An 11,599-nucleotide genomic window follows, 5' to 3' on the forward strand; every position below is an offset into this window, starting at 1 on the left:
TATTCCGCGTCGCTAAAGTTGTATCAGTCGATTGATTGTGCAGCCGTTTTAGGACCTGATTGACGATTTGGTTTACCAATGACGCAGAAGGATGATCACTGAAAAGTAAACCCGTCGCGGGCATCATTGCAGATCGACTGTGCTGCGGAGCGCACTCGGCGGATTTGGATCAGAGGAAGTCGGATGGCCGTTGGTGGCAAGGAGCGGAGGCCGTCAAGGGAAGGCAAGCCTCGCCGCGTCTGCGTCGTGACAAATACAATCGATCATGGTGGCGAAGACGGCGCCATGGTCGAGCTTGCCAGGCTTTTCGCCGAAGATGGCGACGACGTCACCCTGCTATGGGTTCCAGGCAGGAATGCTCCAGCGGCGGAGGCAGCGCGCCACCGCGACCTGGAGGCGGCCTCGGTGCGACTGGAAATTCTCGACAAGTCCGATCAATTGCTTCCTTCGCTGACGACGCCCGAGAGCCGGGCCGCCGCTGTGCTGCATTATCTCGAACGGTCCGGCCACGATTTGGTCTATGCGCCGCTCGAGGGCGGGTTGCCTTACTACACGCTGCTGGCGGTCGAGACTGCGGCCTTTGCCGCGCCGCCGATCGTGGTCGTCGCCCACGCACCGGAAGAATGGGAACATGAAGCCGACAAGGCGTTCATGGACAGCACCGAGGCGATTGCCGTCGCCTACATGGAGAAATACTGCGCCGAGATGGCGAACAGGACGATCTGTGCGTCGGCCGCCTTGCGACAGTGGATGTTGTCGAACGGCTGGAAGGTGAAGAAGGCGATCGTGACGCCGATGTTGCCGTTGCAGGATCGTCTCGGTCCAGCCGGCGCGCGGCCGTCGATTGTGACGGGAAGCGCAAGAGAACTTGCCGTCTTGGCCGGGTGGCGCTTCCGCGATGGCCTGACGCTGCTTTGCGACGCGCTCGACATCATCGCGCCAACTGCGCCAAAAGAGCTGACGGTCACCGCATTCGGCCCATTCGGAAAGATCATGGGCGAGCACAGCGGTGGACTGCTTCTGAGACGCGCCGAGCGGTGGCCGTTCAAGCTCAACCTGTTGGCGCACGCAAGCCCCGCCGCAAAGCTCGACTACGTCGCGAGGACCGGCGCGCTTGCCGTCATCCCCGCCCGCGCCGCATCGACGGGCGGCACTGTTGCCGCATGTATCGAGGCGGGATTGCCTTTCGTTGCGACCAATGTCGACGCGAACGTCGAGCGCTGGAATGCGCAGGCGAGGCAGCCGCGGCTTACCGATCCTGACGCTGCCGCGTTGGCGCAGGCGATTTCGGCGGCGCTCGATGACCCGCCTCGCCCACTGCCTGTCGACAGCCTCAGCCAATGCTGGCAGTCCTGGCTGGATACGCGCGATTTGCCGACGTCGGCCAGGCGCAGGCGAGTCGACAAAAGTGCCGGGCCCTCACCTCTGGTCTCCATTGTCATGGCCCATCGCAACCGGCCGCTCTATCTGAAACAGGCAATCGCGGCGATCGAAGCGCAAACCTACGATCGCCTGGAACTGGTTCTGGTCGACGACGGAAGCGACATGGACGACGCCAGGCGATTGCTGGATACGCTGGAACCGACGTTCCGTCAGCGCGGATGGAAGATCCTGCGCCGACCGCACAAGCATCTCGGCGCGGCGCGAAATGCCGGCATCCGCGCTTCGCATGGCGAGCTGATCCTGTTCGTCGACGATGACAACGCGCTGTTTGCGGAGGCCGTCGATCATTTCGTGCGTGCGATGGCTACATCGGATGCCGATATCTGCACTGCGTTCCAACTGATCTTCTACGAGGATTTTGTGCCCGAAGATCGCGCCGACGGGCTGATCCAGTACCTGCCCCTAGGTGGTCCCGACGCGCTTGGCCTGATCCATAACGTCTACGGTGACGCGAATGCGATGATGCGCCGGTCTGTGTTCTCGCGGATCGGTTTCCTGATCGAAAAACCCGGCTACGCCATGCACGACTGGGAGTTCTTTGCGCGAGCCTCCCTCGCCGGACTCAAGATCAGGACAATTCCAAAGCCGCTATACTGGTATCGCTCGAAACCGGATGGAATGTTTCGGACGTCGAACTGGTACGACAACCGGCTTCCCGTCCTGGAGGCGTTCAGGTCGAGCCAACCCGATGACGTCCGCCTGCTGCATCATTTGGCCATCGCCCAGAACACGCACCGGTCCGAAATTGAAAGTGCCCGCGAAAACCTGAAATACGTCCCCGGCAATCGAAAATATCTGGAGCTGTGCGACATCGAACCGAACAGCGATGCTGCCATAGAGAAGCTTGCGAGCATTGCTGGGTCGATCGGCCGCCCCGATACGGCTGCCACCTTGCTTGGACGCCCCGCCACATACCACAATGCCCCGGACCGTCCTGATGTCGGCGGCAGTTCGATCATCCTCGACTACGACATACTGAGGCGTGCGCGGTTGCTTACACCGCGCGTCTCGGCCTTCCCGCTGCTGCTTGTCGCACCGGATGACGGCGGGGTGTTCTTGCGTCCGCATGCGGACGGCGCAGTTGCCGCATCGCTTGACCACCAATTTCCAGCCTTCTTCCGGAAGGTGGAAGCAATCGTTGAAATCGCTCATGCCGATGCGCCGGCGATGGATTTCGGTCTCGCCCTTGCTCGCCCCGACCAAACCATAGATTGGCAACAGGACATCGGCGCGCAAGCGATCGCCTTCTCAGGCTGGGTGAGCATCGAAGACAGATTTGTGCGTCATCCCTTGGTGGCAGTGCTTCGCACCCGACGGAAGATGCCGCTTTCAATCGTTCTGGCCGTTCGTTTCACCGCAACGTCCAATGGTTTTCCGACCAATGCGTTCTTCCGCAAGCTGACACTGTTCAGCGACTAAACGTCGATCCAACCAGCAAGGGAGATCCGAGCGCAAGCGAGGCCGTTCATCAATAGTGCGCGTTAACCACGTTGGTGGAACCTTCCCAGAATGGTTGACAAAACGTTAACAGATGCTAATATTTCAGTGGGTTGAAGTAGGTGGGGTGTGTTATGCGTAGAATTCATTCGCTGCTGTTGGGCGGACTTAGTCTGCTGGGGTTGAGCGTCGCTCTTTCTGGCGCGGCGCAGGCGAAGACCGATGTTGGTGTCCAGGAAGCCGAGCTTGCCTGCGAGCAGGCTCTTAAAATCGGCACCATCGAGGCGCTTGAGGATTATCTGCACCGTTACCCGAATGCTCCGACGGCCTGCAAGGCGCTTGCTCTCAACAGTTTGGGCCAGTTTGCGGGCGGTGATGGCAGCGGCGAGCATGGTGAAGGCGGCGGCCGCTACGGCGGGTAAGCATCAGCCGGATTTTTCCCTTCAGTAGTTCGAGCACATCAGGTGGCGTAGTCGCTGCGCCCATGTTGTGTGGCCAGGGTTGATACGAATCCGGCGTAGCGCTCCGAGGTCTTCATCCAGCCGAGTTCGACGAGCTGGGCGGCGTCACCCCGATAGCGGACAGACCTTTGGTCTCGGAGCGCGAGTTTCGGATTGCGCTCCAGGGCTTCCATGTAGGCCGCGCGTTCCTCGAGCGTCTTTTCCTTGAGCTGCGCATTTTCACTCAGAGACGACGCTGATTTCTGACGAAATCCCCAGACGAATTTGAAATGCAGCAATGCGACGCGCAGTTCGCTGAATCTGACCTTGCTGATCGTATGCTGTGCGACGTGATAATGCGTGCCCCGCCCCCATTTTACGATCGGCACCTTTGTCAGGCACGGGGGAAAGGTTTGCTTGAACCGGCCGTGCCAGAAAACCCGTTCCCTCACGCCACCGAACATCTGCTCGGGTGGATACATACCGTCGCGGGCGCGCAGCCACCCCGGCTCCGGGTCGAAGTAGGGTGAGGCTTCAACAAGCGGGATCTTGCCATCATAGCTGTATTCGGCCAATGGGCCGTCGGCGTACATGTCGATCATGGAGCCTATGACGGCGTCGGCGCCGGTCGAATCGAGATAGCTGCAAAGCTGCCGCAGGTTCGCTCGCTCGAAATCGGGATAGACGAGAAGCTCGTCAGCGTCGATCGAAAGGCACCAATGGCCGGTGCCGAACACATTCATCAGCGTGTTGATCCATCGCGGCGGATCGATGTTTTCAGCGAAATGCGATCCTTGCGTGTGGAAGCAGTGGCTGTCCGGCTGCTCCAGGATCAGCTCACGCGTCCCGTCCGTGGAACCATTGTCCAGGAAGAAAAACCGATCGACGCCGAGGCCGCGGTAATGGTCGAGAAGGTGCGGTAACAGCGTCGCTTCGTTGCGCAGTCCGACAAAGCACAAGATCTCGCCATCGGTCACGTCAATCGGCCGGTCGTCCAGTCGCGCGAGATGCTTTGGGGATCGAAGTTCAACCATCGAACGTCATCAACCAGTTTACGCGAAAGGCAGGTACGGTATGGAGAGTCCCGCGAAACGATTATCAAAGTGTTATCCAACTGTTGGCAAGACTGTTTCGAACGAAGCGGGCTGACAAGGGGGACTCATTGAGCGTTGGTTCCAAGGCAGGCGCTATGCCCAAGGCCAAGCGACAGGCAAGCCAGAAGCCTCGCAATGTGTGTGTCGTTTCGGAGGTTGAGTTCGGCTCGACGGCGACTGGCGATCACGGGTCGGTGACCTACGCGCTGGCGCAGCATCTGGCGGGAACCGGCGACACCGTGACGCTGCTTTGGGCGCCGAGCCCGCTCGGCAGCCAGCCCGATGATCAGGAAATCGCCAGGCTGGGCAAATGGTGCTTCGACAATTTCCTGGTGCGGCTCGAATTGGTGCCGCCCTCGCCCGAGTTGCTGCGCGGCACGGAGTCCAGCGACAAGAACTCATTGGCCGTCTACCACTACCTCAAGCAGAATGCATTCGACGTCGTCTATTTTGCGCTTGAAGGCGGGCTGGCGCATTTTTCTACGCTTGCGAAGCGCACAGGCGTCTTTCCCGACCCTCCTGCGATCGTCGTGCTCGCGCATGAGCCGCTTGCGTGGAAGCTGGAAGCCAATTCCCGGGCGGTCGAACGCAAGGAGCAGATGACCGTCGCGCACATGGAAAAGACGTCGGCCGAGACGTGCGACCATCTTGTCATCGCTGGCCAGTCGCTGCTCGACTGGATGGCCAAGGCGGGATGGAAGCTGCCCACCAGCAGTCACATTGCTGCGCCACTCGAGCCGGAGGAGTGGCGTTCGAACTTCGCTGTCGATCACTACAGGCCGCGAGAGCGGCTCGCCGCCGAAGTGGTTCATTTCTCAGGCACAGAGGCGCGTGATGGACTGACGCTGTTCTGCGATGCGCTCGATCGTCTGGCCGACAGCGGCGTCACCGATCTGACCGTGACGGTTGTCGGCGCGTTTGGTCATGTCCTGGGCGAGCATTCGGGCGGCATGATCGTTCGGCGTGCGCGGCAATGGCCATTCAAATTGAAGCTCCTGCCCATTCGAGATGAGCCTGATATCTACAGATACCTGCGGCAGAGTCATGCTCTGGTGGCGATGACGCACTCAGCGGCTCAGCTGCCGCTGGAAGTGATGACGTGCCTCAACGAAGAGATTCCGTTCATTGCGACAGATGTCGGCAGCATTCGCGACGTGCTCCATCCGAAGTCGGCTGACGCCGTCATGATGGCGGCGTCGGCTTCCGCCATTGCGGCCAAGATTGCGTCTGTGCTGGAAAGCCGATCTTTTGGTCCGGCAAAGCCCGTGCAAAAACGGGAAGCGCTCGAGAAAGCCTGGAGCAGGCTGCACGCAAAATTCTCCCGCGGCCCCGGCAAGGTCTCCAGTCGCAGCCGGAGCCAACGGCCGCTCGTTTCGATCATCACTGCGCACTACAACCGGGCGCGCCTGTTGCCGCAGGCGATTGCCTCGGTTCGGCGCCAGGACTATGCCAACATCGAATTGATCGTCGTCGATGACGGCAGCGCCGATCCCGATGCAATCAACCTGTTGGCGGAGCTCGAACCGGAGTTCGAGCAGCGAGGCTGGCGGATCATCCGGCAGAAGAACGGCTTTCTCGGCAAGGCGCGCAACACCGGTATCCGTGCCGCCAGGGGTTCGCTGATCCTGTTCCTGGACGACGACAACGTGCTGTTCCCAAACGCCGTCAGTACGTTCGTCGCCGGCATGCAAAAGTCCGGCGCCGATATCTGCACGACCTTCGCCAAGTGGCTCAACGAGCCCTTCGTGCCGCCGGACACCAAGAGCGGCTATGTGCTTTACTTCCCGGTCGGTGGTCCCACGGACATCGCCATGCTCAACAATCCGTATGGCGATGCCAATGCGATGTTCCGGCGTGAGGTGTTCGACAAGATAGGTTACCTGAACGAAGAGCGGGGATTTTCCGCAAGCGATTGGGAGTTTTTCCTTCGCGCGGACCTGGCAGGTCTGGAGATCGTCCCCGTCCCGGAGCCGCTCTATTGGTACCGGTCGGCGCCGACCGGCATGAATCGAAATGCCGAGTGGTTGAGGAATCGCAAGCCGATCATCGCGGTCTTTCGAAAGCATCGATTCGCGAAAACGGACATGTTCGTGCAACTCGCCATCAGCTCGAACACCGACAATCATGAGAAGGAGCTCAACCTCTGGAATCTGGAGCTGCGGGTCAACGACGAGCGGTATCTCAGGTTGAGTACGGGTCCCGCCAATACCGCAGACGCAATGCAGTTGCTGGCCGAGATCGCGGCACGCGAAGGCAGGGCGGACACCGCGATTTCACTTCTCGCCCGCGCAGGGCGAAGCGACTTCGCCCTGGGTATGGTTGAAATACTCAACGCGGCGACCGAAGAGACGGTGCCGGAGCTGCATTCCTCGCTGTACCGCGAGCAGTATCTTTCCGCCGAGCCCATGCGCCTGGCTCATGTCAGTTCGTATCCGGATGCCGATCCGGACCTGCTGAGCTATGTCGAACAATCTCCGGACCAGTTGTTCCTCGAAGCCAAGGGCAGCAATGTCACAATGGCTTTGCTGAAAGGCGTCTGCCCGCCAGGCGCCATAGGCGCGACGTGTTGGGTTTACCTCGACGAAGAGCTGACGGGCTCTGCGCAGTTTCAGCTTGCGATCGTGGACGCAGAAAACCAGACCTTCAGCAATCTCGCCCGGCTGCTTGAGGATGGCAGCGGCAGCGGCTGGGCTGATGTCAGCCGACGGCACGAGGCGCGTGAGATAGGGGCGATGGTCAGTTCGCCGGCAACCGGCAGACGCGATTTGTTGTTGGCAGTCAAATGCGGCGGCAGCCGCCCGGACGCGCGCGTCCTCGGCGGCTTTTCAAGCGTCCATATCCGCCATGTCGTTTCGAACGGTGCGAGGCGCCCGCGCCTCAACGCGCCGCAACAGCGCCAACGCACGCGTCGAATGACCAATGATGAACTGAAGCGTGCAACGCTTGTGACGGATTATCCCTCCGAGTTGCCGACGCTGCTCATCGCCGGCGACAATGGCGGCATATTCCTGCGGCCGAACACGCATGGTCCGGTTGTTGCCGCCCTCAATTCGGCCTTCCCGGCCTTTGCCAGAAGTGTCATCGCGACGGTGGAGATCGCCCACGATGACGCATCTCCATTCGAGTTCGCCATGGCGCTGGGCAGGCAGGAAGAAAAACTCGTGTGGAAACACGATGCTCCGGTCGGCGCCTTGTCATTCTCGGGATGGACGCGCGTCTCGAGACCTTTCGAGCTGCATGACCTGAAAGTTTCGATCCGCGAGGTCGATCGCAAGTGGCTGACGATCTATCTGGCAATCCGGCTGCCACGCGGCTCGAAGCCGATGCCGTCCAATGCTTTCTGGCGCAAGCTCTTGCTGGTGTGGGACTGACAGGCACGTGTCGTTATCGCGAGAACGTTACCTTGTCGAAGCACCGAGTGCGGTACAAAACTGAGCGCGTTCAGGAGGTGCCAGAAGATGAAGAAGTCATTCAGTCTTGTTCTGGCCCTTATTGTCTTTGTCTGCAGCGCAGCATCTTTCACCGCGGCCGCCCAAGAACGCGACGTGGGCCCGAAATGCGTCCAGTGGAACTCGTACCGGGTCTTGTTCGAGAAGGGCGACGGCAAGATATCCGGGGAATCCGCGAAGGCGCTGGCGACTTTCGTCAAGGATGCTGGGCACGATTGCGGCTACCGGCTCTACGCAACGGCAAGCAAGGAAGGCAACTACAACAAAGCCTACGACATCGCTGGTCGCAGGCTCGATGCAACCGGCGATTTTCTCAAGGCGCAAGGCGTCAAGCCCGAAATGGTGCTGGCGCTTTCGCATTGGGTTGATGACAGCGCCGCCGACACCAATACTGCGCGGAGCGCGATACTGTACACGCTGCCAAAGCAAGGAATATCGTGCCGGCAATATGAGAAGCGCAGCCCTGTGCAGGTCGACCTGTTTTTCTATAGCCAGTCATATGTGATCTCACCGCGGGTCAAGGCCGACCTCGAGACGTTCGCCGCCAGCATCCGGGACTCACGCTGCAATGTCGAACTGACGGCTCTCGCGGGCACGGAATTCACCGGCGCCGACGCTGCAAAGACGAACAAGGAACTGGCCAAGCAGCGCGCGAAGGCGATCGAGGATATCTTGATCGCGGCCGGGATCGACAGCGACCGTCTGGTGGACACGAAAGTCGAGTACGTTGGCGACCAGAAGCCGAACGACGCTCGCAGTCGTCTGGCAACCGCGTCCCTGATGTAACAGCTCGCGAGATCCGGATTGGCCGGCGCCTGCCTGACACTACCTAGTGTTGGCGCTGTCGCGCAGCCGTTCCATCTCATCCAGCAGCATGTCGAGACCAAGCTCGAACGTCGCGTCGAATTCGGCGGTGCCGAAATAGCGGCCAGCGGCCATGACATTGGGAAAATCGCTGGCCAGTTGCTCGTCGCTGACCGTGCTGACCGCCGACGGACCCCGGGCATAGCCTGATGTCTCATCGAGGATGGCGCCCATAAGGTAGTATCCGGCCGTGCGGAACAAACGTGCCCCGAGCTCAGTGCCGAAGCCGCCGGCTTCGAACAGACCGATAACGCTGTTTAGCCAGGCAAGGCAGGTTGGCGAATTCATCCGGTAGGTAACGAGGAACGGCGCGAAGGCCGGATGCTCGCGGCCGAGGCGGCGGAAATCCTGCATGGCCATGCGCATCCTCTGCCGCCACGGCAGGCCGGCGTCGGGCATTTCGAGCGCGCCGATCAGCCGGTCGACCAGGGCTTCGTGCAGATGCGCCACCGAGGGGAAGTGATGATAGATGCTCATCGCCTCGCAGCCGAGCGCGGCGGCGAGCTTGCGCATCGAAAAGCCGGCAAGCCCTTCCCGTTCGATCACTTCGAAGGCGGCGTCCTCGATCATTTCACGGGACAGCCGGCCGCGTGCTCGCTTTTTTTTGATCGATGCGTCCATGGGCGTCGCTTGACAACTTACACTGTAAGGTTCAATTTCCACATCACCTTACACCGTAAGGCTAACAAACACCAGAGGAGAAAACCATGTCTGCTTATCGCACGCTTTCATCGACCCATTCCCTCGTTCGCCCGCTGCTCGCGGCGGCCGCTTGCGCGCTGACCTTGACGCTCGCCGCCGCACCCGCTCGTGCCGATGACTATGACGCGACCATCAAGGACATCCAGTCGACCATGGGCGGCGTGCCGAGCTTCGTGAAGCAATTCCCGAAAGCTGGTCTGCCCGGCGCCTGGGCCGAGGTCAAGGCTATCGAGCTCAGCGACAAGACGGCGCTGCCGCCGAAGGTCAAGTCGCTGATCTCGCTGGCGGTGGCAGCCCAGATTCCGTGCACTTACTGCGTCTGGTCGGATACCCGGGACGCCAAGCGCGCCGGCGCGACCGACGAGGAGATCCAGGAAGCGGTGGCGATGGCCGCACTGACGCGGCACTGGAGCACCATCTTCAACGGCATGCAGGTCGACTTCGACACGTTCAAGAAAGAAATGGGCGGGGAGTGATTTTGACCTGGCGATGGTTCGCATGAGCGGACCATCGCTAGCGCCCGTAAGCAGCGGGCCCTCAGGCCAGCGGCAGCGCAAGGTTTGACTTCACGAGACAGCAGCCACATGTTCGCGGCAGAAGCAGAGATCATTCGCAGTGCCGAACATGTCCCGTCTCGTACAGAGCCTGACTGCACTCCTGTTGGCGATGTGCGGCAGCGCAGATGCCTTTGCCAGTGGCGACTTTCTCAATGTTTCCGTCATATGCCCAAGCCAGGCAGGCAACGGCGTCCTGGAGAAGATCAGCGAAAACCCCGAAGGCAACCAGTCGCGCGCCACATTCGTTTACAAGGACGGGCGGCTGGAAAAAATCACGATTGCGCATTCGGAAGACGGGACCGTTTTCAAGGATTTGTTTTCGCTCGATCGCGCCTCAAGCGAGGCAACGAAGGAAGCGCCGGCTTTTCATGGCTTTGAGGGTGCCGGCAACGAGTTGTTTCGTTTCTACTGCTTCGCCGAGCCAGAAGCGAAGGCGCGCTATCTCGAACTCCTGCGCGCCAATCGCGAAATACTCCGTCAAGACAAGGGCGGCTGACAAGGGTGGCGGGGGCAGACAGCACCGTGCTGGTCACCGGCGCCCGCGCGCCGGTGGCGCTGCATCTGGCCCGACTGTTGCACAGCGCCGGGCGGCGGGTGATTCTGGCCGATAGTCCGGCCCGGCCGATCGCCGCCGCGAGCACGGCATGCGCCGCCTACCATCGCCTGCCGCCGCCGCGCTTTGCTGGCGAAGCGTATGCACAATCCGTGGAAGCGCTTGTTCGAGCGGAAGGCATCGAACTCGTCATCCCGACTTGCGAGGAAGTGTTTTATCTCGGCCGCCTCTGGCGCGACCGCGCCATGCCGGCCCGCCTGCTCGCACCCGACATGGCGATGCTTTCCCGCGTCCACGACAAGCACGCCTTCATCCGGCTGGCGCAATGCCTCGGCCTCGACGTACCGGAGACGACGCTGCTGCAAAGCGATGCCGATCTTGCGAGCGTGCGCGGCCATTCGCACGAACTGGTGTTCAAGCCGGTGTGGTCGCGTTTCGCTCGTGATGTGCTGCTGCTGCCATCGCAGGGCGAACTCGACGTCGTCCGCCCCTCACCTGCCGCTCCTTGGGTGGCGCAGCGTTTCGTCGCCGGCGACGAGATCAGTGCCTATGCGGTGGCGCTGAACGGCAAGCTCAAGGCGCTGGCGTTTTATCGTTCCCTCTATCGCGCCGGCAAGGGCGCCGGCATCTGCTTCGAGCCGGTCGAGGATGCGGCCGCGCGACACTTCGTCGAAACCTTCGTCGCCGGCACCGGCTGGACCGGCCAGATCTCCTTCGACCTGATGCGCGAGAAGGACGGCAAGGTGCTGCCGCTGGAGTGCAATCCGCGTGCCGTGAGCGGGCTGCATTTCTTCCGCGATCCGCAGCGCTTCGCGGATGCCATGCTGGACGATGGCCCGGAAGTGAAGGCCGACGTCGCCAGGCCACAGACGGTGCGACTGGCGATGTGGATCTTCGGGCTGCCGGCGGCGCTGCGATCGGATGGTCTTGGTCGCTTCCGCCAAACCATGCGCGACGCCGATGAGCTGCTCGACTGGCCTGGCGACCCCGCGCCCAAAAAAGCGCAATGGCGAGCGCGCTGGCCGAGATCGCCGGCACCGCACTGCGCCAGCGCATCAGC

The 11,599-nt window shown here is 61.2% G+C and carries 10 protein-coding genes; 6 read left to right on the top strand and 4 right to left on the bottom strand.

All coding sequences use genetic code 11. From position 1 onward, the window contains the following. Positions 1-771: 771 nt before the first annotated feature. The gene (locus tag AC1DZ8_RS26845; RefSeq protein WP_477401884.1) at positions 772-2,862 is read left to right on the top strand and encodes a glycosyltransferase family 2 protein; all 2,091 of its coding nucleotides are present in this window, start codon (positions 772-774) and stop codon (positions 2,860-2,862) included. Between the two features lie 152 nt (positions 2,863-3,014). After that, complete coding sequence (locus AC1DZ8_RS26850; protein WP_477301883.1) at positions 3,015-3,302, top strand: hypothetical protein; 288 nt, start codon at positions 3,015-3,017, stop codon at positions 3,300-3,302. Positions 3,303-3,340: 38 nt separating this feature from the next. Here the strand turns inward: AC1DZ8_RS26850 and AC1DZ8_RS26855 are convergent, their stop codons facing one another. Continuing rightward, positions 3,341-4,354 carry a glycosyltransferase family 2 protein gene (locus tag AC1DZ8_RS26855; RefSeq protein WP_477301885.1) on the bottom strand — a complete coding sequence of 338 codons (1,014 nt, stop codon included), beginning with the start codon at positions 4,352-4,354 and terminating at the stop codon, positions 3,341-3,343. 155 nt (positions 4,355-4,509) lie between these two features. Between AC1DZ8_RS26855 and AC1DZ8_RS26860 the strand changes: the two genes are divergently transcribed. Continuing rightward, complete coding sequence (locus AC1DZ8_RS26860) at positions 4,510-7,785, top strand: DUF6212 domain-containing protein (protein ID WP_477401886.1); 3,276 nt, start codon at positions 4,510-4,512, stop codon at positions 7,783-7,785. An 87-nt stretch (positions 7,786-7,872) separates the two neighbouring features. Next, positions 7,873-8,649: an OmpA family protein gene (locus AC1DZ8_RS26865; protein ID WP_477301889.1), complete on the top strand. Its 777-nt coding sequence runs from the start codon at positions 7,873-7,875 to the stop codon at positions 8,647-8,649. Positions 8,650-8,688: 39 nt separating this feature from the next. Here the strand turns inward: AC1DZ8_RS26865 and AC1DZ8_RS26870 are convergent, their stop codons facing one another. Then, positions 8,689-9,348 (bottom strand): TetR/AcrR family transcriptional regulator, encoded by a 660-nt coding sequence (locus AC1DZ8_RS26870; RefSeq protein WP_477301891.1) that lies wholly within the window; start codon positions 9,346-9,348, stop codon positions 8,689-8,691. A gap of 86 nt (positions 9,349-9,434) precedes the next feature. On the opposite strand from AC1DZ8_RS26870, the gene AC1DZ8_RS26875 reads away from it, so the two are divergent. Together AC1DZ8_RS26875 and AC1DZ8_RS26880 are read left to right on the top strand one after the other, a co-directional pair. After that, entirely contained in the window at positions 9,435-9,905 is a 471-nt protein-coding gene (locus AC1DZ8_RS26875; RefSeq protein ID WP_477301893.1) for a carboxymuconolactone decarboxylase family protein, read from the top strand. A gap of 139 nt (positions 9,906-10,044) precedes the next feature. After that, positions 10,045-10,482, top strand: a complete 438-nt coding sequence (locus tag AC1DZ8_RS26880; protein ID WP_477301895.1) for a hypothetical protein — start codon at positions 10,045-10,047, stop codon at positions 10,480-10,482. Here AC1DZ8_RS26880 and AC1DZ8_RS26885 read toward each other — a convergent pair. Both AC1DZ8_RS26885 and AC1DZ8_RS26890 read right to left on the bottom strand, forming a co-directional pair. Continuing rightward, entirely contained in the window at positions 10,464-10,937 is a 474-nt protein-coding gene (locus AC1DZ8_RS26885) for a hypothetical protein (RefSeq protein ID WP_477301897.1), read from the bottom strand. The two genes, AC1DZ8_RS26880 and AC1DZ8_RS26885, sit on opposite strands and share 19 nt — an antisense overlap. 93 nt (positions 10,938-11,030) lie before the next feature. Then, positions 11,031-11,546: a hypothetical protein gene (locus AC1DZ8_RS26890; protein WP_477301899.1), complete on the bottom strand. Its 516-nt coding sequence runs from the start codon at positions 11,544-11,546 to the stop codon at positions 11,031-11,033. Positions 11,547-11,599: the final 53 nt, after the last annotated feature.

This window comes from Mesorhizobium sp. P2_F7, from assembly GCF_056403695.1.

Excerpts from the sequence above, each read along its gene's own strand:
- AC1DZ8_RS26870 (WP_477301891.1), bottom strand. The coding sequence starts at position 9,348 with ATGGACGCATCGATCAAAAAAAAGCGAGCACGCGGCCGGCTGTCCCGT.
- AC1DZ8_RS26865 (WP_477301889.1), top strand. The coding sequence starts at position 7,873 with ATGAAGAAGTCATTCAGTCTTGTTCTGGCCCTTATTGTCTTTGTCTGC.
- AC1DZ8_RS26875 (WP_477301893.1), top strand. The coding sequence starts at position 9,435 with ATGTCTGCTTATCGCACGCTTTCATCGACCCATTCCCTCGTTCGCCCG.
- AC1DZ8_RS26860 (WP_477401886.1), top strand. The coding sequence starts at position 4,510 with ATGCCCAAGGCCAAGCGACAGGCAAGCCAGAAGCCTCGCAATGTGTGT.
- AC1DZ8_RS26855 (WP_477301885.1), bottom strand. The coding sequence starts at position 4,354 with ATGGTTGAACTTCGATCCCCAAAGCATCTCGCGCGACTGGACGACCGG.
- AC1DZ8_RS26850 (WP_477301883.1), top strand. The coding sequence starts at position 3,015 with ATGCGTAGAATTCATTCGCTGCTGTTGGGCGGACTTAGTCTGCTGGGG.
- AC1DZ8_RS26885 (WP_477301897.1), bottom strand. The coding sequence starts at position 10,937 with ATGGCCGCGCACGCTCGCAAGATCGGCATCGCTTTGCAGCAGCGTCGT.